This is a genomic window from Pseudomonas sp. MWU12-3088 (assembly GCF_023242405.1).
Lineage (GTDB): Bacteria > Pseudomonadota > Gammaproteobacteria > Pseudomonadales > Pseudomonadaceae > Aquipseudomonas > Aquipseudomonas kribbensis.
On sequence record NZ_JALJEA010000003.1, the window covers coordinates 190,315 to 215,282 of the forward strand.

Annotated in this window: 12 protein-coding genes; 3 read left to right on the top strand and 9 right to left on the bottom strand. The window is 58.0% G+C overall.

Going from position 1 to position 24,968, the window contains the following annotated elements:
- The 4 genes from M5B98_RS09675 to M5B98_RS09690 all read right to left on the bottom strand — a co-directional run bounded on the left by M5B98_RS09675 (position 1) and on the right by M5B98_RS09690 (position 16,135).
- Positions 1-2,790 (bottom strand): hypothetical protein, encoded by a 2,790-nt coding sequence (locus M5B98_RS09675; protein WP_248742573.1) that lies wholly within the window; start codon positions 2,788-2,790, stop codon positions 1-3.
- Positions 2,787-7,256, bottom strand: a complete 4,470-nt coding sequence (locus M5B98_RS09680; protein ID WP_248742574.1) for a neuraminidase-like domain-containing protein — start codon at positions 7,254-7,256, stop codon at positions 2,787-2,789. The genes M5B98_RS09675 and M5B98_RS09680 overlap by 4 nt, the downstream gene beginning before the upstream one ends.
- A gap of 62 nt (positions 7,257-7,318) precedes the next feature.
- Positions 7,319-12,001 (bottom strand): Tc toxin subunit A, encoded by a 4,683-nt coding sequence (locus tag M5B98_RS09685; RefSeq protein ID WP_248742575.1) that lies wholly within the window; start codon positions 11,999-12,001, stop codon positions 7,319-7,321.
- A gap of 213 nt (positions 12,002-12,214) precedes the next feature.
- Entirely contained in the window at positions 12,215-16,135 is a 3,921-nt protein-coding gene (locus M5B98_RS09690; protein WP_248742576.1) for a hypothetical protein, read from the bottom strand.
- Between the two features lie 481 nt (positions 16,136-16,616).
- Here M5B98_RS09690 and M5B98_RS09695 point away from each other — a divergent pair, with 481 nt between their 5' ends.
- Positions 16,617-17,021 (top strand): DUF6124 family protein, encoded by a 405-nt coding sequence (locus M5B98_RS09695; RefSeq protein ID WP_114885113.1) that lies wholly within the window; start codon positions 16,617-16,619, stop codon positions 17,019-17,021.
- 46 nt (positions 17,022-17,067) lie between these two features.
- Here the strand turns inward: M5B98_RS09695 and M5B98_RS09700 are convergent, their stop codons facing one another.
- Entirely contained in the window at positions 17,068-17,427 is a 360-nt protein-coding gene (locus tag M5B98_RS09700) for a PilZ domain-containing protein (protein ID WP_119427833.1), read from the bottom strand.
- A 216-nt stretch (positions 17,428-17,643) separates the two neighbouring features.
- Positions 17,644-18,027, bottom strand: coding sequence for a tetratricopeptide repeat protein (locus M5B98_RS09705; RefSeq protein ID WP_085709591.1), 384 nt, complete (start codon positions 18,025-18,027; stop codon positions 17,644-17,646).
- Positions 18,028-18,198: 171 nt separating this feature from the next.
- On the opposite strand from M5B98_RS09705, the gene pyk reads away from it, so the two are divergent.
- Positions 18,199-19,650, top strand: a complete 1,452-nt coding sequence (pyk, locus tag M5B98_RS09710) for a pyruvate kinase (RefSeq protein WP_085697206.1) — start codon at positions 18,199-18,201, stop codon at positions 19,648-19,650.
- Between the two features lie 314 nt (positions 19,651-19,964).
- Here the strand turns inward: pyk and M5B98_RS09715 are convergent, their stop codons facing one another.
- From M5B98_RS09715 to M5B98_RS09725, 3 genes are read right to left on the bottom strand one after another with little or no spacing between them, the layout of a single operon-like run.
- Complete coding sequence (locus M5B98_RS09715; RefSeq protein ID WP_248742577.1) at positions 19,965-20,714, bottom strand: enoyl-CoA hydratase-related protein; 750 nt, start codon at positions 20,712-20,714, stop codon at positions 19,965-19,967.
- A 29-nt stretch (positions 20,715-20,743) separates the two neighbouring features.
- On the bottom strand, positions 20,744-21,679 hold the full coding sequence (locus tag M5B98_RS09720) for an iron-sulfur-binding ferredoxin reductase (protein ID WP_248742578.1): 936 nt from the start codon (positions 21,677-21,679) through the stop codon (positions 20,744-20,746).
- Positions 21,672-22,778: a sensor domain-containing diguanylate cyclase gene (locus tag M5B98_RS09725; protein WP_248742579.1), complete on the bottom strand. Its 1,107-nt coding sequence runs from the start codon at positions 22,776-22,778 to the stop codon at positions 21,672-21,674. The genes M5B98_RS09720 and M5B98_RS09725 overlap by 8 nt, the downstream gene beginning before the upstream one ends.
- A gap of 523 nt (positions 22,779-23,301) precedes the next feature.
- Here M5B98_RS09725 and M5B98_RS09730 point away from each other — a divergent pair.
- Complete coding sequence (locus M5B98_RS09730) at positions 23,302-24,825, top strand: fumarate hydratase (protein WP_007960181.1); 1,524 nt, start codon at positions 23,302-23,304, stop codon at positions 24,823-24,825.
- Positions 24,826-24,968: the final 143 nt, after the last annotated feature.

Here is a 24,968-nt window from a genome sequence, read left to right on the forward strand (position 1 = left end):
TCAGTCCCTTTTCCGTAAAGTTGGAACGGATGATTCACCGGTTGGATTGGCGTCTTGATTGGGGGAGCCAATGACCAGTACGTTGAAGGTTTTGACCTGTGGATCTGCGTCATAAGGGCTGTCACTCGTAGCGGTAACCTGGAACGTTCCCGACGCCTTGGCGGTGTAAAGATACCTGGCCTCGCCCGACTCATTGGTAGGCACTGTTTTCACATCGTCTTCATTCTCAAAGGTCACTGGCAGCGTCGAAACAGGTTCGTTGGAGTAAAACGAATAAGCGATCAGGTACAACCATGTTGACTGTCCCACTTCCAGATCGACATCAGGCCCTTCGGCCTGCGCCAGGATTCGGTTGTGTGCCAATGGAAGGACTACCGGCGGGTAGCCAAACCCAGCCTCATCGAGGGTAAACACAATGCCTTGCACGCCCTTTTCGGTACTGGCACGGGCATCGAGTTCCCACTTTTTTCCAGGGATGGTAACAGGCTCGTGATCTTTGGCCGTCAGCTTCATTCCCAGATCGTCGCCATCCTGCAATGTCGCCGACATGGCAAGCCCGACCATGGGACTTTGCGTGAGCGGCACAAATTGCAACGTATGGAGCGCTCCGAGGCAGGCCGGTATCGACTCCCCGGGAGCCAACGCCCGGTCATCGAGTTTCAATTCCCCCTCTTCCGAGAGAACGGTCGATATCAATCGCCCCTCCAGATCATAGGGTGGAAGCCCGGAATCCGGATCCTCTGAATGGTGGCGTACCTGCAATGAGAAGAAAGCGCTGAACTGCGACACGGAACTGACCATGTAGATCAGCCCGCCTGCGGGCATTTTGCGAGGGGTGGCCGGATCAGGGAACACCTGAAACTCGAGATCTGCCCCCTCACTTGAAAGGTTTATGGAAAAGTCTTCCTCTATCAGCAACTCGCCGACCGGTTCGATTATCAGTGGCACTGCCTCGACATCGCGAAAACAGATGAGCCCCACACGCCCTTGCTCTCGCCCATCGAGCGTCACCTTCGCCAACTGTGCCCAGGGACTTTCTCCAAAGACCTGAAATTTGTACGCGTGTCGGCCATCCACTCCATCGTAAGAATTGGCAACTCTCAAAATGACTTCGGAGTCGCCTTCGAGACCTGGCTCGAACGAGGTCTGAATATTGCCACCGGGCCCCGTCGGCTCTGTAGTTTCCGGCTCGCCATTGTCACTCCAATACGTGGTGACATTCTGAACACCACCTACACCGGGCACTCGCGATTCAATTCGTGCAGACAACCGTACATCGGGACCGCCCGCCACAGGAAATTTCGTTAAAACCTTCGGATCGACGATGGATAGCCAGTGATGCCCCAGGTTCAGTTTCAGCAGTGGAGACGCCAGCAGCAACTTCGAACACTTGAGCAACAATGAAACTTCACCGTTTCTGCGGTTTTCACAAACCACGTTCCAGCTCACGTTGCCCCCGTCGACCGGCTGGGTGTCAGGGGTGATCGCTATACCCACGTACTCCGGCGTCTCGTCCCCCGGAAACTCCATCGTCAACAAAGTTTCGTTCAAGACGCCATCGCTAAATCTCGCTGTCATCACATGGCTTGCGCCACGGTTGACGTAGGTCGTACTACTCCCCCATTTCCCCTCAGGGAGTTCGTCCAGTCGAAGTGCGAAGGTCTCCCAAGGGTCGCTCTGGATGGCGCGGATTCTGAACGTGTACAAGGCCTCATCCGGCCGGTAGTAGCTTTCGACCGATGCTTTGATTTCGTGATTGCCCGAGGTATTCGGCAGCCATGAAAAAGTAACCTTGCCATCCGCATCCGAGTCCTGCTCCAACAACACCGTACCACCCAGTTTGAAAGTGACCTTGCGATTGGCCAAGGGCATCCTGGTGAAGTGATTGAGCACTTGCACAATCAGCCTCACGGACTGAGCCAGGTCGATTACCGGAAAAAACCAAGGCTCCTCCACCGCAATGATATCCAGCCAGAAATGATCACAAATCACCGTTAACTCATACAGTTCAGCGGTGTATTTACTGCGTATGGCCAAGGTGGCAATAACCTGCGTATCTTCCCTCGTATCCTTGCAGGAAAGTTGCCAGGCGCCATCGATGGATTGCTCTTGCTCCATCGCCGGAACTGCCCGTAGCAGATCATCGGTATCAACGATCCGGACCAGCCCTGCTTCTGTCTCATGCCAGGCGCTTCCACTCTCCACCGAAAATTCGAGCACCTGGGTGCCACCAATGCACAGGCGGATCTCACCCATAACCTGAGCCACTCTGTCGACCGTCAAGCCCGACAGCACCAGATCCTCCAGCAGCAATAACACCTCTGCACGCGTGAAACGTACGGCACCTGGCCCGATACCTCCATTTGAAGGACTGATGACACGGACTTCGATTTTCCTTTCACTCCCGACGAGCCTCAGCTCCTCCTTCCAGTTGTTCAAATAGACGTCTTGAGGTTCTTCTTCGGTCGGCACTCTGAGTGAATTGACGAGCTCGAGATTCGTCTGGCCTGACTCGGCCCCAGTGATCCGGACAGTTCCGTACGCGCCAGGAAGGAGCCCTGTAGCTTCGTACCAGAAATGCAGCCAATAAACCGCCTTGCCCGCCTTCGGCCGCGGCTTGTCCGGCAATACTATTTCTTGCCAGCCTTCCCCCAGATTCTTGGCAACCATCAGGTGGACATCGTTACCGTTCCATTTATCAATGTTGTGATTTACCGAACCCAAATCATTGGTTTCCCAAGGAACCAAATCATTGATGAAGTCACCATTTACGAGAAAGTTATGGTTCATGGCCGTACCTTCCCTGCACGAGTGGCGAGGCGTTTTTTCGGGGACAGAGGCGGTGCTGCAAGCTCGGCTTCTACAGCACTACCGAAAAGCGGGCCGCCATCTCGGGCGCGATAGCTCACAGTCAAAATAAAGTCTGTCAGAGATTGCAACAGGTTGGCCTGACTGTCCCTGGTTGGCCTGGGAAACGTAATTTTGTAGTCCCCATGGACGCCGGTACCTTCAAAGGGCAGCAGGCGATCGCTAGGTGCCCGGTCGACAATACCGTTGTCTTCCACGCCTCGAGACAGACCTATCTGTTGATACACCCGCAGGTTCTGCACCAGTGCCCACGGATTCGGTTCGCAACTTTCATCGTGCAGATATTTGAACGTGTCGAGATCCGGTTGCAGCATTGTCGAACTGCCAAGTTGCATCAGGATGGCGCAAAGATTCTCGTATGGCCCCAACAATCCCGGGCAGGTGCATGTCAGTTCCACTATCTGCCGGCAGTAATGCTGCGGATAGTCATTGGCGAAGTGGCTTTCCTTCAACCTGAAACTCAGGCTTCCCGATTTGATGAAGTTGTTCCATTCATCTTCGCCCACGAGCTGACTCAGGGAGAACGTCTTCGTCATTTCCATCTGACGCTCATGGCGCTGGATCCGCGCGGCCGACAGTTGTAACAAGCCCATTTTCAATGCCGCGCCGGACCTGAATCCATGGCGGGTGTCATTCCATGCATCGGAACGAATGATGTTCGTTTTGAAATCGCCCATTTCATACTGCAGAGCGCGTTCGGCATTCGTACAAAGACTGACGCAAAGGTCATTGAGCTGGTACAGGAGAGTCTTGATCTGTCCCACGATCCAGTTGCTCAGATCCGGGCCGGTACTGCGTTCCTTGTAGAATCGGTAAATCTCCTTTGACTGGGTATTGGCCGTTTCCGACTGTTCCAGACTTTCCCTGGCCGCCCTGATCCCGTGTTCCTGGGCCGATATCTGTTCGCGCAAGACCCGTGCCTGGGCGCTGGATTGATTGTATTCAAGCGTCCATTCTTCAGCGCGCCGACGATACGTCTCGTTGATGCCGGCTTCCTCGGCTTCACCTCGCCACTGTTGGGCCACCAAATGGAGCAACTGTGCGCCCGTGTAGGGAACTGCCGACAGATCAACGCCCCCAAAAGACGTCCCGAACACATTGGGCAGCAACCTGAGTCCCGCTCCAACGGTCTCGAGTGCCGCAGCCCCCGTAGCAATCTGACGGGCGTCGCGGTTTTTTTCGATGACTCTGTTCTCGGCATCGGACACGCCTTCCCTGACCAGACGTTCGTAATGTTGCACACGTTCGTTGACCATGCTTTCGCTCTGGCGCAAAGAAGCGGCCGTGGCCTCAAGCTGGGCGATGGTTGCCTCGTGAATCGAACGGGTATGTTCGGCCAGTCCCATCAAATGCTCATGTTGCAGTTCTTCAAGCTTGTTGCGGTCACGCATTTCCAGCCACGACCGCAACTGATCCTCCTGCTGGATCAGAAACTCGACGGCGTCCCGCGCCAGTTCGTAGACGGTTTGAAATCTGTAAGGTACGACCTGTATCTGGCCACCCGGACTGCGTGACGAGCCCAATGTGCCATTCCCCTGAGCAATCAGCAGTTGTCTGGGGTCCCCCATCGGTGTGAAAAGGGGCAGCACCAGATCGTAACCGTCGATCGAGCGGTTCGAACGCAAATTGTCCAGACGCGATTTGAGTAAATCCCAAATAGCGGCAGGACGCTCATTGACCCCCGCCTTGAAAACGTCACTACCGGTCAAATCCAGACGCGGTTTCCCCTTCATCGACATAGGTATATCTGCCAGTGAAAGGTTGAGCCTGGTCTCAAACGCTTTAAGAGGGTCCCGATTCTTGATTGCAGCCAGCAATTTATCCAGCGTTTGCGACTTCCACGTGCTGCCCGTATCGGCACCACTTTTTTCACCGATCATCCTCCAGGCTTTGCTATAGAGCAGGCCTGCACGGACCATGCTGTCGTAATCAAGCCGTCGGAACAGATCGTCGCCTTCCGCAATCAGGTTCTGGATGTAATGCAGGAAGACCGCAATCATGAAGTGAACAGGCGCGCAATATCCGAGCGCATCCGGATCCGTCGGCGCCAATTGCTCGTACGAGCAATCGACATGATCGATTTTCAACGGACGGCAGAGCCAGTAAGCCGGCCGTGCATTCAAATTGGTACTGCCGCGCTTTTTCACCACCTCAGGTGAAAGTGGGTGAAAGATGTACTCCAGCCAGCGTTGTGCTTCCTGGTAACGACCCTCTTCGGACAGTCGCCAGAACACCAGATGCGGTATATGAAAAAACAGTTCCCAGATGTATTTGCCGTTGCAAGCGTCAAACAGGCCGTTCTGTTCGAGCGAGCCGTCCGGCAGAGGGTCTTCTTCGAAATACTGGGTTTCCAAGCTCATCAGCGTCTCCACCGATACCGCTGCACGGCTGGTAAGAACTGCCGCGATCTGGGAACCCAGTCGAAGGTGCTTGAGCGCCTGATTCGGGTCGTTGAAGCTTAGAAATTGCGCGCCCCGAGCATTGGTGTCACCGATGGTCGGGGTCAGGTAATCCTTCGGTTGGGCCGTCAGCTTTACGAGGAACGTCACTTTCACGCCATCCGCACTGAAGTCCACCGGGATGTCAGCGTTAACGGGAAAAACAGGGCTTAGATAGATAACCCACGGCGATGTGACGGCTCCGTCCAGCGGGGCGGTGAATTGCGACGGGGCCGGATCGGTCGGCGTCGGATTCTGGAGGCCTATGCTGAACGGAACGGCGTCATAGAGAACTTTCTGTTCGAGTTGATTGCCACCGTTGACCACCGTCGCCCCAAGCGGGTTGACAGAAAAACCGGCGCCGGCCCGAATTTCCTCCGAGGTTCTTTCGACGAGATAGCGCAATGCAGGGGCTGTGAGCTTTACGACAGATTGCGCTTCCCAGGTTCTGTCACCTGGTGCGACTTCCTTGAAATCCGTGACAGCAAACGCATGGACAGTCTCGTAGTCAGTGTTTCCCGTGGAGAGGCGTACATCATGTACAGCTACAGGTTGTCGACGCGTCGTCAAGGTGATTGTGACGTGCGTATCGTCAGCGTATTGAATACTCACATCGGTGTAAGTGCCGGCATGCAATGCTCTCCAGTTGATCGACAAACGCTGTAAAACCCGCCCGCTTTCGCTCACGGCAGTGCAGCGACCACGCACCCTCAACACTTGAGACACACCGCCGCTCTGCAGCCTTTCGCTGCTGAAGACAACATCAACCGCCAGTTTGCTACCGATGGGATCAGCCGGTGGATTCTCGGGCTTGATCTCGATTTTCGGATAATCGGCGGGCACGACTTTCTGTTGCACGCCGTTACGATTCCTGAAGCGTCCGTAGACCATCGCCAGCGAGGTGGAAATATCGCCCTCCACACTTCTCATCAAATGATCGCGCACTTCATGGATCTCGATACCGCCGGGAGTACCGTTCCTGTCGGCGGTGTGAAGATTGGTGTAACACACTCGCAGCCGATCATCGCTCGGACTTCCATCACCATCAGTAAATACCGCCAGCCAACCATCGGAAACGTCCGATTCACATTTTCGGCTATGCAACGTCAACGGAGCGGACCACGTCTCGTCGACCGACTTGAACGCCAATTTAATGTTCAAGGTCCAGGGCGACTGCACCACGCCGTTACCATCGACCTGGCGATCGATCCATTCACACCAGACCAGCGCCAACTGGCCAAGCCACAGCACACTACGGATATCGACGACCGTGCCAGTGGTGTCGATGTTGCACTTTTGCCACTCGTCCCAGTTCGCCGGGTTGATTTTTGTACTGTGCTCGTCCACCTCGACCTTGACCTTGCGCAAGTAGTGGTCGAACGGTTGCGTGCGACTCCTTGCCACCAGGTAATAAGGGGCGTTGCGGTTTTTCGTCCCGTCGATATAACCGCTCCTGACCTCCAGATTACTGAGCTTCTCGAAACCACTTGTGTACGACATGAGCGCCACTTTCACCGAAGCATCAGTCAGACGCCTCTGCATCAGCTCGCCTTCCAGTGCACGGAACAGCTCGGTTTTGTTCAGGCGCAATGGCGGTTCGATGTAGTTGGCCGCATGCACCTTGAGCAGCACATTGGCCGACCATGAACTGTAATTGCTCAGGATCTTCCACCAATAGTCCTGGTCGTCCCGATCGAAAGAAACGTTTTTGTAACCGAGCTCCATACCGCCATAAACGCCATGGATGTACCGCTGTAACGTGCGCACCGTTGAGGAAACATCGGTGGCTCGCGCCTGAGCCTCGTCCTCGAGGTCAGTCAGCAGCACGTCGCTCAACGTTTCCGTAGCAGGGACGGCGACAGGGACGGGGGCCAGTCGGTGCCCCACCACCACGTCGACCATAGCCTTCAAATAACGCTCTCTTAACGAAGTATCAACGGACGCAGGCATTGTTTTTCTCCCTGTCTCGCGGTGGGAATCCGACCGCAGCTGGCCTTGGGCAGTGGGTCATCTCAGGATTTATTTGAACGGCGTCGTACCAGCGGTCGTTTGCGCAGACTTCCTGGAATCACCAGGGCCTGCGGTAACTTGTCGGCATGCACACTGATCTCGAAGTCACCGTTGCGCACGTCTCCTGTCCTGAGCTGTATAACGTAAGGGGTGTCACCATAGGTAAACGACTCGGCCATGGGCGGCTGGAAGTCCATGGCCAGTGCCTTCGTGGAGTACTGGGAACTCCACCCCGCAGCGCCGCGGCTGTCTTTGAGGGAGGCAGGATCACTCGGCTGGATCTCGATGCGATAGCGCGTGCCTCTGAACAAATCGAGTCGCCCAGGGCCTGCCGGAAGAATCGGCTCGCGGTTCAACTCGTCACCGTCAGGTGTCAGCGTGAACAGAACAACGCTCCATCCGAACGCCTTGATGGCTTCAACCGTAAAGCTGTGCACTTGCGTCGGATGATGTTGCAGAGTCGCGGTCACCGTGTGCTTACCAACCTCAATCGCCTCGAATGGATAAACAGAACGACCTTGCTCATCCGACAGGACGGTATCGGTGACAGGAGGAACCGATTCGACTTTCCAGACGACCGGATAGAGCCCGATGGGCTTGCCATCTGCACCGGGCTTATCCGCCACATCCACCCACAATGAAGTTGGACGCGCGCCGATCACCGCCATTGGAGGATTAGCCAGGTAAAGCACGATCTGGGCGGTGTCGATTACCTCGACTGTGAGTCGGACCTCGGCGTCGCTGCCCAACCTGGCGAAAATCGTCAGAGGCCCGGCCGCAGGGTTGGGTACAGAGAACGTAGCGATTCCTGATGCATCGGTGGTTTCATCTTTTGTTGTCGTGGCAGGCTCCGTCCTCCACGAAACCACCTGCCCCTCGGAAGGCAACCCATCGAGTCCGACGACCTTGCATCTCACCGACAATGGAACGCCCACCCTTGCTACTTCGGTAACGTAAGGCTCAGCGGAGATCCGCGGCGAATCCTTGAACAGCAGCGAATCGGCGAAAGTCATGGTATGGGAGCGATCGACAGGCCCGACCATATACCGGGCGGAGCCTGCCGAAAGGCTGGATACCCACACTAAGCTTTTGCCATCCTTGTCGGTGACAGTCTGGCGCGGCCGTATCTCGCCAAGCGTTGTTCGCCACTCCAGCGGAAACCTGGCGGGGCGATTGCCATACTTGTCGAGTACCTCAGTGAACAACATGACTTCTTCCAGCCTGCCTGCCAGAAGCGGCGGGATGGTTTTGAGTCTCGAGCTCAACTCGGGCTCGGGTCTCAGGGATTCCATATCAGGCCCTATGGTTACCGTCGGACCGTAGACTGGGTCGCTGAGCAGCAGGTTGTAGCTGATATGGGCGGTCCCCATTGTTTTGCCGGCCTGCAGGCGCGCCACCGCACGTCCCTGGTTATCGGTCTTGACTTCGGGAGTGAGCACGACGCCGATATCGGTTTTGAACTGAATCGGCACACCCTTGAGGGGAACGCCGAAGAAATCCTTCAGTTGCAGCAGAAACTCCGAGACTTCCTGATCCAGGTTCGCGATCAGGTAGCGATTGTCGACTGTGCACAGGGTGGTGTAGCTCTGGCCTGCCTCGGCCGACTCCGGTAGCGTCTGCAGATTGACGAAACGATCGTAACTTTCCAGCGAACTGCGCGCAGCCTTGGCGTATTGCGCCTGGGTATCCAGCGGATTCAGGTTGCCAAGACTGACGACGGCTTCGGCATCCAGCCCTTTGGCTGCCAGTTCAAGTGTGCGTCGCAGTACATCAAGCTCTTGCAGAGTCTGTAGCAGCGGAAGTTCGTCGCTGTCCTGAGCTTCACCCTTCAAATGGCTGACGACTGTCAGCACATGCTTGATGCCGCAGCCGAAGAATCGGGCGAGTTTGTCAGCCGCCGCATCGCGCACCAGCCGACGCGCATCCTCGCTCAGATCGGGCTCGAGAAGGTTGACCTGAAGGAAATAGTCGAGAATCTTCTCTTCCGGCTCCCGGGCCTGCTCCACCATTCGGCCGAACATCGCCAGGTAGTAAAGGGTATTGATCGAGATTTCGTAGCGGTCACCAAGACTGAACCACTGATAGTTTTCGTTTGCCTGGAGTATCTCCAGCAGTGACGGGCTCACGTTGAGCGTGCTGGCAATCCGGGCTCGACGCTCGAGCTCGGCGAACAATCGCAGAAACTGATCCGGCTCCTCCAGCGCTTTCTTCAACGCCCAACGCTTGCGCTCTGCAGGCATGCTCAGTGCCTGTGCCAGGAATCTGTAGGGATGCCCCTGCGCCCAAGCGAGAACCTGACGGGTCAGTAATGAATCGATCCGCAGATAGACCGCAAGGTTTTCTTCAACCAACGTGCGCTGCTCATCGCGGCAACGCAGCAGAATCAACAGCAGCAGCGCCTTCAACGCTTGCCTTTTCGCTCCGAGCGTCGGATCGCCAAAATCCTGATAAACATCCCGTGCAACGTCTTCGCATTGCTCCTCGGCGTACGCCAGATATTGCTCCTCAGTCTGGTCGTACTCACCGATCACCAGCCCGTACTCGTCCACCAGCAAGTTCAACAAGGACGACCAGTCGATGATCTGTTCGTTATGCGGAAAGCGTACCGGTGCGCCTGCTGCCAGCAATGTCGCGGTCTGCACCAGCACCGACTGCGCCTGGCTGGCCAATTGCCGAAGAAACTGTTCCTGGCTTTCAGTCCACACAGCCGGGACAACAACCGGATTGAGATGTTGCACCAACCACAGCACCGACAGATTGAATTCCTTGGCCCATTGCGCGCACTCGATCAACCCATGGATGGCGCTCAGCACATCCGCGCCTTCAGTGGACCCCGAATCGGACACTACAGGCTCAGCCGCCAGCTGGACGCTTAGTCCGAGGGTTTGCGCCAGCGCGGTGTACTCGATCGGCGTCAACTCGCTCAGCCGGGCAAGCCGTACCAGCCGCCACAACGCCGAGAGCGTAGGCAGATCGCAGTCCAGGGAAGTCGTTTTGCCCTTGGCCTCGGCAATAACGGTACTCAGGTAGCGGCAGGTTTCACCATTGATGCGCAACGCGGTGCAAACTTGGTGCACCTTATGCTGCTCGGCTGCGGTGACCGGAATGATCGCCAACCGGCTGCCATCGATGCGCAGCGGGTCATCAATGGGAAGAGGTTCGTTGTAAACCTGATCAAAGAATGCGAGTGATCCATTCTGCCCATGGACCGACAGCACATCCACCAGCCCCGCGCACTCTTCGGCGGTGCAGCCATGAACGGTGATCAGCTCAACGAACAGGCCCAGGCAGCTCAGGGTAGCGGGGCGAATCCAGAGGGATGTACTGGCGCCTGCGCGCTGCTCGGCGTTCATTGCGGCCACCAGTAGCCTGTCCACCTCATGGCTTGGCAATTTCAGGATGTTATCCAGACGCACCTTGCGGTGAATGCGCTCGGCACGGTGTTCAAGCTTGACCGCCGGAAACTCACCGATATTCGTCAGCAAATGCTTTATATCGATCTCTCCGATTTCTAGCCCGATAGCCGGCTTTTCTCCGCCATTGACATAACGCGCCCCAGCAACCTCCCCCGTCAGAAGCTCCTCCGGATTGCCTATCGCAGGAACGTTGGGCGACAGCTTGGGCGTAAATTTATCCCACGCCAGCAAGCCGTCCACCTCCGACTGAGAGAGGCGGGTCGTAATCTTGAACAGCCCCAGCCGGCGAAGATCCTGATTGTCGAAAATGGCCGGCCCATAGTTCTTGCGATAAAAGTCTGTGGAGGTTTTTTGCGGGTCAGAATCGATGCAACCTGTCAGTGGATCAACCCTGTCCAAAGACAGGCGGGCCAGTTCAGCACTCAATGGAAACACCGAGCTCTCGAGCTGCAACGCCATCGCTTCACGCCCCATTGGCAAGGTCAGTTGCCAGGCTGCGTGATCGCGTGCGCCACGGCCACCCGAGCGTATGAAATACGGATAATCGCGGTCTATTCTGCGAATGATTTCGCCCAGCGAGCCATTTGGCACAACCTGGCCCACTACATGCCAGATGCCGACAGCATCCGTCTCGAACGGCATGCTGAGGGGAACACGTGTCGAGCCCAGAAATTCCTGAACCGTTGAATACTCGGAAGGCAGCGTATTCGAAAGAATCGATTCCAGTATCCGGCTGTGGATGTCGACCCGGGACTTCTCTTTGTTGATGGCCGCAGGATCAATCAACAGTTGATCGACATCCGGGCGTCGATCTTGCAACGGAATGGCATCAGGTCCCGCGTGTTTCTCGATTTCGTCACGGACAAATTCGCGCAGGCTGACCAGATAGGCGACCGGGGAGGCATGATGCTCCGGGCTGCCCTTTGGCGCCGCCCCATCAATATTGGGAGTGAACAATTGTTCGTAGGTGGGCAAACTCACCAACGCCTTTTTGTTGCTGCGCCCCGGCGCAGCACGCAATTCCTGCTGGCGGTATAACCGGGTGATCTGCAGCGCCAATGCCCTGCCACGCAGCAGCAGGGTCCTGGCCTGAGAGTGCGTCAAACCGAGTGCCTGCAACTCACTCGGACTGTGCTTTATCAGGTCGAATACGCTGGAAAATTCCGCGAGGTAACGATCCAGCTTGCGCGGCACAGACAAACGTTTCTTGCCCTGGCCCAACACGGCTCTGACCAGTTGATGCACGGGGCTCGTTTGCGAAGCTTTCATTCAGGCGCTTCCTCTTGAATGGAAAACGAATGCCAAAGACGCGTAAGCTGGCCTTGTTGACTTCAAGCTGATTTAGCGCTGATTTCGATAAGTGAGCTACTGTCAGATCTGACAGGTCAGGTAACCACTGGTCGGGATTTTAATGATCGGCGTGTTTGACTGCTTTCGTAAAAAAGGCCCTCTTGGAGGGCCTGTAGGATTCTGGCTGAAGGGTCAGCCGAAGTTTTGTATGTTGACTTTGATTTCTCGTGTCCATCCAGAAACAACCCCGCCAAACCTCGCCCTGGCTTTGTAGCTGGATTCACCAGGCGGCAGGCCATACACCTTTATGATCCAGAATCCGTCTTTATTGGCAATACCAACACCTTCCAGGTAATTGCCGCCAGGTAGCCAATAAAGATCCAGCTCCGCTCCGGGCATGGCCCGTCCGCGGAGCACAAGGTTGCTGGAAACGTCCTCGCCATCAGTGGGGCTGGTACAGACAGGATCGGTGAGATTGGCGCGGACGTTAACATTGATAATGATGCCGGACCATGCGGATACTTTGCCGTCGAGTTCCTGCTGCGCCGCCAGTTGGTGCGGCCCCTCCGCCAGATCGCTCTTGCAACGGGTCACCCAATGACCGTTCGGTTGCACTGTTGTCTCGGCTATAACGGTCGTGGTGGCATGAAAATAGACTTTCAATGTAGCACCGGGAAAGCCAGTACCCGTTATTTCGGGATTTGGCTCGATGCCGAAGGCAGGATTGTTTACAGGCTTAATGATGACCGGTTTTGCAAAACCAGCCGGCACCTGAATCGCGTTGAACATCCGATCAGGCACCATCCATTTCGAATAGGCTCCATCGCGTTGCTGCCGCAACGTACACCCAAAATCCCCTGGCGGGAACTGTTTTTTCAAAGCCCCTTGCCAGTTCCCGTCGCGGGCCACCAAAAACTCCCCCAGCACCTCCGACCCTGCACCGCTCTTGTAGGCAATAACTTTCGCACCGGGCAATCCTCTACCGGACAACACTGGCTGGAGCCCCACCTCTTGCGTCTCCTGCGGGAAGCCAAGAATGGGCGCAGCAAAGTCCACCACTGCAGCCTTGACCTCGAAACGCTCACTTTTGCGCCATTCCGAAGGCTGAGCGTTCAGCGTATCGCGCACCAGAACCCAGCCCCCCCCCTCGGCCAACTCAACAGAGCTTTGCACTTCCCAGTAGCCATCGGTATCAGCCGTGATCGTCGCCAGTACGATCGTGTTGTTGAACCATTGAGCGATGGTCACCGTCGCCTCTGGTCTGGCCAGCCCTGAGAAAACCGGCTTCGTGCCGACCCTGTCGCCTGCCTGAGGCTGTGTGATATGGGGGGCTGTATGCAGCAACTTCGAAATGATCGGGTCAGACGCCTCGGAATCCAGCCCGGCTCCGGCTCGCGCGATGGCAGCGATGGTGTTGCCGGCAACCATATTGTGCTGGACGTTCGCCGTCCAATGACCGCTCTCATCCACGGTGACGGGAGGAAAGTCGAACGGGGCTCCCAATCGCTGGACAATAACGCTATCACCCGGGAATGCAACGACCCCGGAGATCCGCAATTGACGACCGATGTACTGATTCGTCAAGGGTGAATCGATCTTCAGTTTCTCAGGCACCACTTTCACGTTGCGAATGGTCGCGGCGCTGAGATCACCACCATCACGAATATAAACCTCTACTGCTTTAGGTCCTGCGGCCAGATTGATACCGGACGCGCTCCAGTTGCCGCTGGTTATCGCAATATTGGTGCGGAGCGAAACGCTTTCAAGCCACAACTCGACGGTACCGCTCCGTGCAGTCGTTGTGCCGCTGAACGTCGACACTCGCGGCGTCATGCCGCCCTCGGGTGGAACTGTGATGTCGGCCATCGGCATGCCGAATTTCACCGCCACACGTTCACTCTCGACCGATGCGTTTGCGGGATTATCCGACTGGTACTGCACGGCATACAAGGTCTGATCACCCGCCGCTTGCTTCAACAGGGCTATCTCGAACTTGCCGTCGGACTTCACGTTATCTGCGCCCAGCTCCTGATTGCCGATGGTCGTGAAGATCCTGACCCGGCAGCCCGGCCAGCCATCGCCAATGATGGTTGCCTGGAGCGGAACCGCTCCGGTGGTAAGGATTTTCGGCTGCGGTGCGCGAACGGTGAGCGATTGTGTGGAAGGGGTGGACGTTTGACCACCGAATTCCGCTGTCACGCTGACCGTATAAGTAGCAGGTGCCCAATCAGACGTGGCGTCCAGGTGAAAACTGGCACCCGTTGTGGTAGCGGTTTTGGCTGGCCCTCCATTGATTTGTACCTCGACCTTCGAGCCACTCCACATAGTGCCTCTGATCTGCGGACGTTGGCCGGTAGGTGCGGTGAAGGGGGTGAGTACTGGCGGGGGCGACGGGATGATTACCGCAGGGACCGGCACAGGTTGCGAATAGAGATTATTGACCCACATTTTGGCGGTCAGTTGAGTGTAATTTCCAGGGGCAACATCGGCGGTGGATCGAGTGGTCCAGGCCAGATTCACTGGCACTTCGACGGCGGGTACCCCTGGGCCCATGTCCTGACCATTATTGAAAATGACCACTTTTCCTGCAGTCGCCCCCCACCGCAACCCTCTCCCTGAAATCACCAGCTTCTGGCCGTCTCGAGAGCTGGTCAGTTGCGTGGGCGCTGGTACAGGGACACTAGTCTGTAACTGAACCCACCCGTCACTGTAAATACGCGCCGCCCCAACGCCGGCAACACTTTGCCGGCAAGAGTAATGAAGAGACCCCGGCAACTGAGTCTGCGGTACATCGTATTCAAATGTGCCGTTCGGCTGGATATCAACACTGAATAAAGGAGTATTACCGTTCCCGGGCTGATGAAAATGGACTTGTCCGCCCCTGAAACCGGTGCCATGCAGTTTGACTCGTTCACCTGTAATGGTGGAAGTAACCGTAGGCTGCTCTGGTTTGACATTGAATGTGACGGCTGCGCTACGACCAGACCCCTTGCCTGAATGGAACTGCTCCACCGTGAGCGCGTGAGCGCCCGGATCCAGATTGTTTGTCGTGATGGAAAACGTATCCGTTGTCGCCGCCACCGCCGTTCCCACTGCCGTGTTAGAGGCGCCTATGTAGGCAGTCAGAGTGGCACCGGATAGACGGTTACGGCCTGTCAGTGTGAAGCCCAGCGGTACAGTCAATTGGGTGTTGGTAATGCTCGGGTAACCCAATATCTTAATTGTTCTAGCGTTGGTGTATTCGTCAGTGCGGCCATCCATTTCAGCCGTCACCACCGCATCGCCGTTGCCCAAGCTCAAGTCAGGCTGCGCAGCTGCCCGCCAATTGCCCCATGCGTCTGTAGTGACCTGTACAGACAGGACGGTCCCGCCCGCCCTGAGAACTCTTATTAAAGTACCGGGTGCAGCGCCCCCCTCGAATACAAGATCTTTTAAAGGCACCACTTCGCCATTTGCCGGTGAATTGATAACAGCTCGGTACATGTGAAAACCGTTGGAATAGTCGGACTGCGCCCCCCCCCCCTTGAACTGGTGAGAATTAATAACCATATGAGATATACCATCAGCAACTCGAAGATTAGCTGACCATGTGCCGTTTGTAGCAATGCTGGCAGTGTCCGTGTCCGTGGTGTAATTTCTGTAAACGCGCAGGGTGAACCCGGGAATCCCGTCAATGCCGGTCACGCGTATGGGTGACGCAGTAAAATTCTTGATCGGGTTGATGTGCGGGGGGCGAGGTTTGAACACTACAGTAGGAGGGTTGTTCGGTCCCAAGTATTTGTCACCAGATCCCGTTATGTCGAAGGTCCAGGTAAATATCAGCTGAGCTAAAATGCCGACAACGTTTCGAATTGTCCATGATTTATTTTGAATGTTGTGCCATTGGCCATCTTGCACGCCATTGTCATTGAGAAAATCTCCGGAATCATTGTTCTTTCCATCGATTACAATTCTGAGATACGCATTCCCACTTTTCCGACCATTATTTGTCGCCCTGTACTGCAATGCCGTACAGGTAAACTCGGTACCTGTCAGGTTCCATGAGTACCGGACCTTGAGTTCCGCGAGATAGCCAGATTCACTGTCAGCATACAAAATTATTTCGGTAGTCATCACTTGTCTCCGTAACCCGAGCATCTGGGGCGTAAGGTGTGGAACGCATTATTGTTCCTCTATTCGAAGGCAAGCAGTCATGCCAGCGCACCTGACAGATCTGACAGTCCCGACAAGCGGTAACTCTTCCCACAGCCCCGTCCGACAACGTCCTGCAAGTCGTAACAGCGGGCTACGACGCCTTGTGCCATTGCCTACAAATCCCTCAGAATCCGCCGGCTTGTGCGCCTTGGCGTTGCCCCGTAACTTGATCCGTGTCGCTGCAATCAGCGGCCGGGTTTAGTCGCCCGGGGTCTTAGTACGTTGCGCATAAGCGTCATCCAGTCGGGTATTCCCTATCCCCGCACTCGATGGTGGCTGTTCGCAGGGCGCCCTCGGGCGCACCGGTACGTACTCCCGGTCGACTAACCTGCTTACAGCCGCCACCCTTTTCTCGTTTAGTCGCGAGCCAATGGTGGCCCTAACGACGAGTACGAAATACATGAAGAAGCCAGTTCCAAATCCCCCTTCGGACACCGATCCAAAGGACCCGACCGATCAACCCGATCCGGTCTCCCCCTACGCTTCAATCGATTCAAAGAAACTCCATGACGCAGCCCACAGGGCCCTCGACTTCTACCTCAATCCCAAGGCCGAAAAACCGCGCAATTCCGTGGATCGCGGCATGCAGATGTTCAAGGTCGATCCCGAGATCAACTCCGAGGCGATCGCCATCCAGACCTACGAGACCTTTTCCTCGGTGAGCATTCTGCTGCTCGACCTGGCCGACAGCCTGGACGACAAGCCGCGGCATCTGGCGATGGCGATCTATCAGTTGAGCGAGATGGGATTGCTGCTGGCGGAAAAGACGCTGGATAACGAGCGGGCGATAGCGATAGGCGCGTAACAAAAAAGGGTCATGACCTGCGGCAGGTCATGACCCTTTTGTTTTGTCAGGCCGAAGCCGGCAACGGCTGAAAACTGAAGTACTGCTTCAACGCCTCGACCAGTTGCCCGTATTCCGGCGGCGTGCGGAACAGGCTGAAACCGGCGTCGTAATGCCGGGGCGTGGCGTCTTCATGGCACCACAGGCAGCAGGCGCTGAGGTCGATCACCTGCTGGCAGCCATCGCCTACCGGAATCTTCAGACGCAATTTGAATTCGGCACCGATCATCATCGGCAACTGGCTGATGAGCATCAGCCCGTCTTCGGAGACGTTGCCCAGAAAGCCGATGGGTTTGTCGGTGACGCTGTTGAACACTCGCAGAAAATACGGCAACTGGTGCCGTTCGATTCGACGGTCGGTAAACATGAGCGTATCGCCATGCAGGGCCCGGTCAACGGGCCGCACTGTGCTTCGGAACGAACCTGCCCGACAGGCCCGCTCTCCCCGCTTCCGGTGTGGCGCTCGCCACTTACTGCTCATGCCAGTCGCAGGTGTTGCGCCGGTACAGAGTGCATCTGCACCGGTGTCATTCGACTATAGCTCACCTTATACAGCCGGCCAGCTTTTGTATGACAACCGCCATCAGAAGCGGGCGGGTGGCACCACGGCGGCACTGCGGGTCGGGTAGTGGCCCAGACTCTGCAGGGTTTCCAGACGCGCACGGGCACGGTAGGCGTATTCGCTGTTGGGGTACGAGGCGATGATGAACTGGTAGGTCTGCGCCGCGTCGACAAACATTTTTTGCCGTTCCAGGCACTGACCGCGCATCATCGACACTTCCGGCCACACGTATGGGCGGGCGCGGCTGGCGCGTTCGACCTTGGACAGTTCGAGCATCACCTGCTCGCAATTGCCCCGGTCGTAGGCGCTGTAAGCGTTGTTCAGATGATGGTTCATCGACCAACGGGTGCAGCCCGAAGCGGCGAGGACGCTGAGGGCAAGGGCGGCAATGGGCAACAATCGCATGGGGGTTCTCCTGTCTTGTGCTCTGTATCGACCCTTTGTGAGAAATCTTCAGAGCCGTTTGCGCCGATTGTCGCGTTCAAAAAAGAAAATCGTAAGTAGTGCAAACGAACAATGACTACACCCTTCGAGCATAGTAGCCTTCGCTGGCGCTTGAACCTGAGGAGTCTTTGCATGTCCGTCCGTCGTACCAAAATCGTCGCTACCCTTGGCCCGGCCAGTAACTCGCCGGAAGTTCTCGAACAGCTGATTCTGGCTGGCCTGGACGTCGCCCGTCTGAACTTCTCCCACGGCACCCCCGACGAGCACAAGGCTCGCGCGAAGCTGGTGCGTGACCTGGCTGCCAAGCACGGCCGCTTCGTCGCCCTGCTGGGTGACCTGCAAGGCCCGAAAATCCGTATCGCCAAATTCGCCAACAAGCGCATCGAGCTGAAGATCGGTGACAAGTTCACCTTCTCCACCAGCCATCCGCTGACCGAAGGCAACCAGCAAGTGGTCGGCATCGACTACCCGGACCTGGTCAAGGACTGCGGCGTGGGCGACGAGCTGCTGCTCGACGACGGCCGCGTGGTGATGCGCGTTGAAACCGCCACCGCCACCGAACTGAACTGCGTGGTGACCATCGGCGGTCCGCTGTCCGACCACAAAGGCATCAACCGTCGCGGTGGCGGCCTGACCGCACCGGCCCTGACTGAAAAAGACAAGGCCGACATCAAGCTCGCCGCTGAAATGGAAGTCGACTACCTCGCCGTGTCCTTCCCGCGTGACGCTGCCGACATGAACTACGCCCGTCAACTGCGCGACGAAGCCGGCGGCACCGCCTGGCTGGTGGCGAAGATCGAACGCGCCGAAGCCGTGGCCGACGACGAAACCCTCGACGGTCTGATCAAGGCGTCCGACGCGGTGATGGTTGCCCGTGGTGACCTGGGTGTGGAAATCGGTGACGCCGAACTGGTGGGCATCCAGAAGAAAATCATTCTGCACGCACGCCGCCACAACAAGGCGGTGATCGTGGCGACCCAGATGATGGAGTCGATGATCCAGAACCCGATGCCGACCCGCGCCGAAGTTTCCGACGTGGCCAACGCCGTGCTCGACTACACCGACGCCGTGATGCTCTCGGCCGAATCCGCTGCCGGCGCTTACCCGCTGGAAGCCGTACAGGCCATGGCGCGCATCTGCGTCGGCGCTGAAAAGCACCCGACCAGCAAGACTTCCAGCCACCGCATCGGCAAGGAATTCGAGCGCTGCGACGAAAGCATCGCGCTGGCGACCATGTACACCGCCAACCACTTCCCGGGCGTCAAAGCGATCATCGCGCTGACCGAAAGCGGCTACACCCCGCTGATCATGTCGCGTATCCGCTCGTCGGTGCCGATCTACTGCTTCACCCCGCACCGCGAAGCCCAGGCCCGCGCGGCGATGTTCCGTGGCGTGTACACCGTGCCGTTCGACCCGGCTTCGCTGGCCCCGAACGAAGTCAGCCAGAAAGCCATCGACGAGCTGGTCAAGCGCGGCGTGGTGGAGAAAGGCGACTGGGTCATCCTGACCAAGGGCGACAGCTACCACACCACCGGCGGCACCAACGGCATGAAGATCCTGCACGTGGGCGACCCGCAGGTCTGAGTGACCGGTTGCTGTAAATGAAAAGCCCCGCCATGTGAATGGCGGGGCTTTTTTGGTTTTAGTGTGTTGGACCTGAATTTTGTGCCCGGCTTGAGATCCTTCCCCCCCTCACCCCAACCCTCTCCCCCCAAGGGGGGCGAGGGGGAAAGGGAGCCGATCGGGGGCTTTTCAAAATAGGCGTTCGGCTCGATCCGAATCCTGATTACGGCGCTTGTAGATCCTGAGCTCAACTTAAATTAACAGGTCGATGTAGAACGCCCAAACAACTCGGTCGGCCCCCTCTCCCTCCGGGAGAGGGCTGGGGTGAGGGGCTCTTAGTGTTTACGAATGAACCCGGTCAACGCCGCCAACGCCTCCGGCGACCGTAACCGCTGGGTGAACAGCGCACCCTCTTCCTCGATTACCTTGCGAATCAACTCGCGATCCGGCGCCCGCATCAGTTGCTTGCTGATCCGCACCGCTTCAGCCGGCAACTCGTCAAACCGCAGCGCCATCTCCCGTGCCTTGGCCAACGCGGCTTCGCCACTGCCCAGCGCCTCGGTGGCGATCCCCCATTGCGCCGCTTGTTCACCGGTAAAACCTTCACCGAGCAGCAACAATTCCGACGCTTTGGCCTGCCCGAGCAAACGCGGCAGGATCAGGCTTGAACCGAACTCCGGGCACAACCCGAGATTAACGAACGGCATCCGCAACCGCGCATCCCGCGCCACGTACACCAGATCGCAATGCAGCAGCAGCGTCGTACCAATCCCCACCGCCGCCCCGGCCACGGCAGCGATCACCGGTTTGCGGCATTCGAGCAGTTCGAGCATGAAGTGAAACACCGGGCTGTCGAGGTCGCTTGGTGGTTGCTGGATGAAGTCGGCGATGTCATTGCCGGCAGTGAAGCACTCGGCGCTGCCGGTGATCAGCACGGCGTTGATTTCGGGGTCTTGATTGGCCTGCTTGAGCGCATCGGCCAACTGGCTGTACATGGCGCGGGTCAGGGCGTTTTTCTTGTCCGGGCGGTTGAGGCGCAGGGTCAGCAAACCGCGTTCGCGGTGCAGGAGGATGGCTTCGGGCATGGCAGGTCTCGCGTCTGAGAATTCAGCGCTCAACCACGGCTCAGGAAGACATCGGCCAGCAGTTGATTGCGCGGCAGTCCGGCCAGGAACAGACGCTTGGCAAAGGCGTCGACGCTGGCAGTCGAACCGCAGACTAAAGCCAGGGTTTGTCGGGAGACAAGGCGCAGTTGCGCCAAAGCGCCCGGCAACTCGGCCGCCGTCCACAGTTCAACGCTGAGGTTTTCCCGCTGCGCGGCCAGTGCTTCAAGGGGTTTGGCCAGGTAATGCCCACGCTCGTCATGGGCCATGTGAATGACGCGGATGGCGCCCCGATGATCCTGACGCAAGGCTTCGCGCAGCACACCGAACAACGGGCCGAGCCCGGTGCCGGCAGCGAGCAGCCACAGCGGCCGGTCGTGCCAGTCCGGGTCGTAATGCAGCGCGCCGCCGCGCAGTTCGCCGAGGCGGATCGGGTCGCCGATCTGCAAGCGGCGCGCAGCATCGCTGAATTCGCCGGGCTGGCGACAATCGAGGTGGAATTCCAGAAAACGGTCTTCTTCCGGCAGGCTCGCCAGCGAATACGGCCGCGCAATGTGGCCGGCCCACAGCACCAGATGCTGGCCGGCGCTGTAGCGCAACGGTCGCTGGGGTGTCAGGCGCAAACGCAGCACGCTGTCGCCGAGCCAGTCCAGCGCTTCGACCGTGGCCGGGCGACCATCGGTGACGGGATCGAAGGTATGCACCTGCAAGTCTTCAATCACCTGACACTGGCAGGCCAGCCGCCAACCCTGATCACGTTGCTCGGCGCTCAGGGCGTCCGGGCGACTGTCAGCAGGCAAGCCCTGCACGCATTGCACCAGACACGCGTGGCAACTGCCGGCGCGGCAGCTGTAAGGCACCGCCACACCGTTCTGATTGAGGGCATCGAGCAGGTTGCTGCCCGCCGCCACCGACCACTGTCGTTCACCGACCCGCAGTTCAGGCATCGACGTTCTCCCACGCGGCGGCGCAACGGTTGCGCCCGTCGCGTTTGGCCCGGTACAGCGCCTGATCGGCGCGCTGCAAGGCGTCGTCAAGATCATCGCCGAGTTCCAGCAGGGTCATGCCCGCCGACAGGCTAAGGTTTTTCACATTCAGGCCCACCAGTTCGACGTCGGTGAAGGCGATGCGCAGCCGTTCGCAACAGGCGGTCAGCCGCTCGGCGTTGCAATCGGGCAGCAGCACCACGAATTCCTCACCACCATAACGGGCCAGCACATCACCGTCACGCAGACAGGCACCGGCCACGCCGGCGAAGGCTTGCAGCACCTGATCGCCGGCCGCATGACCGTGTATATCATTGATGCGTTTGAAATGGTCGAGGTCGATCAGCGCCAGACCGTGCACCACGTCGGCTTCCATCGCGTTCAATTCGCGGGTGGCCAGGCGCAGGAAATGTCGGCGGTTGAACAGCCCGGTCAGTTCGTCGGTGGCCACCAGGTCTTCGAGCTGGCGCATCATCCCGCGCAACGTGTCCTGATGCGCCTGCAAGGCAAACCGGCGTTGACGCATGCGTTGCCGCGAGGTCTGGACGAAGCGCGCATAGATCACCAGCCAGGCCAGCACGATCAGCAGGATGCAGGCCTGCAACGCGGACAGTGCCGGATCGTGCAGCCGGAAGTGGTAACCGTCCCACAGCGTGATCGCGCAGAAACTGAAGAACACCAACATCGCGCAGCGCACGAAGGCCCGCCGCGACAGATGAAACAGGCCGAACAGCAGGATCAGCACATAGAAGACCAGGAACTCGCCCCGGGCCTCTTGCAGATGCGCGATCAGCCACGTCTGCCAGCCGAGACCGAGCAGCACTTGCGCTTCGGTCAGGCTCGGGTCGGAGAAGCGCAGGTTGGCGCCCGAGAAAAACACCGCGAACAGGGTCGCCTGGCTGATGACCACCAGGGCGCTGCCGACGGCGACGCCTGCCAGCGAATCTTCGTAGTGTCCGGTGAAATACGCCAGCCACAGCAGCAGCAAGGCCAATCCGTAGGTGGCTGCAGCGAGGGCGAAGCGTTTGAGCAAAAGACGTTGAATGGCGTTATGGGTCAATCGTTGACTCACCGTGCGATAAGAGGCTGACCGAGTGTCCTACTCTACAGACCGGCTGCCACTTTAGTGGCCCGGTCGATAAATGACCATTGATTTTCGGGCCGGATATTTGGCGTCAAAGGCATGACCTGCGCGTACCGCCAAAAGCCCCCTCACCCTAGCCCTCTCCCGGAGGGAGAGGGGACTGACCGTGATATTTTGTCGGATTTCGGCATCCTGAAATATCGCGTCGAACATCCATTTCAAGCTCTACACAAACCAGCTCCCTCTCCCCCCGGGAGAGGGTTGGGGTGAGGGCAGCGGTCAGAAAGCGAAAAACCGATCGTCAAATCTTCCCCGAACCATGCGACCAACGAATGACTACCGGCGCGTGTCACCACCAGGGAGGCGCGGTATACTGCCGCGCCTTTTTAGCGTCGCGCCAGCAGCCCCGGCGTGCCTTGAAAGGTGTCTGCGACCGACCGATGCACCCAAGCCGCAGGCACCTTATTGAATGTTCCCGTCTTTTAGAGGAGCGCGACTCATGACCGTGATCAAGCAAGACGACCTGATTCAGAGCGTTGCCGACGCCCTGCAATTCATTTCCTACTACCACCCCGTGGACTTCATCCAGGCGATGCACGAAGCCTACCTGCGCGAAGAATCGCCAGCGGCCCGTGACTCGATGGCGCAGATCCTGATCAACTCGCGCATGTGCGCCACCGGCCACCGGCCGATCTGCCAGGACACCGGTATCGTGACCGTGTTCGTGCGTGTGGGCATGGACGTGCGTTGGGATGGCGCGACCATGAGCCTGGACGACATGATCAACGAAGGCGTGCGCCGCGCCTACAACCTTCCGGAAAACGTCCTGCGTGCCTCGATCCTCGCCGACCCGGCGGGCGCTCGTAAAAACACCAAGGACAACACCCCGGCGGTCATCCACTACTCCATCGTCCCGGGCAACACCGTGGAAGTGGACGTGGCGGCCAAGGGCGGCGGTTCCGAGAACAAGTCGAAAATGGCCATGCTCAACCCGTCCGACTCGATCGTCGACTGGGTACTGAAGACCGTTCCGACCATGGGCGCCGGCTGGTGCCCGCCGGGCATGCTGGGCATCGGCATCGGCGGCACCGCCGAGAAAGCCGCGGTGATGGCAAAAGAAGTGTTGATGGAATCCATCGACATTCACGAGCTCAAGGCCCGTGGCCCGCAGAACCGCATCGAAGAAATGCGTCTGGAGCTGTTCGAGAAGGTCAACCAGCTGGGCATCGGCGCCCAGGGCCTCGGTGGCCTGACCACCGTGCTCGACGTGAAGATCATGGATTACCCGACCCACGCCGCCTCCTTGCCGGTGTGCATGATCCCGAACTGCGCCGCCACCCGTCACGCGCACTTCGTGCTCGACGGTTCCGGCCCGGCCTCGCTGGAAGCGCCACCGCTGGACGCCTACCCGGAAATCGTCTGGGAAGCCGGTCCGTCGGCCCGTCGCGTCAACCTCGACACCCTGACCCCGGAAGACGTGCAGAGCTGGAAGCCGGGTGAAACCGTCCTGCTCAACGGCAAGATGCTCACCGGTCGCGACGCCGCACACAAGCGCATGGTCGAGATGCTGAACAAGGGCGAAACCCTGCCGGTAGACCTGAAAGGTCGCTTCATCTACTACGTCGGCCCGGTAGATCCGGTCGGTGACGAAGTGGTTGGCCCGGCTGGCCCGACCACCGCCACGCGGATGGACAAGTTCACCCGTCAGATCCTCGAGCAGACTGGTCTGCTGGGCATGATCGGCAAGTCCGAGCGCGGCCCGACCGCCATCGACGCGATCAAGGACAACAAGGCCGTGTACCTGATGGCCGTCGGCGGTGCCGCTTACCTGGTGGCGCAAGCGATCAAGAAGTCCAAGGTGCTGGCGTTTGCCGAGCTGGGCATGGAAGCGATCTACGAGTTCGAGGTCAAGGACATGCCGGTCACCGTCGCGGTGGACAGCAAAGGTGAATCGGTGCACATCACCGGCCCTGCGATCTGGCAACAGAAGATCAGCGAAAGCCTGGCGGTAGAAGTGCAGTAAGCGCTTCATCTGCTTGTGAAAAACCGGGCGGTCAGCGATGACCGCCCGGTTTTTTTTCGCCTGCCGTCAGTCGGCACCTGTCAGATCTGACAGGTGCCGTGGCCAACACCCTCTGTTAGCGTGGAAACTCGACGTTCACAGGT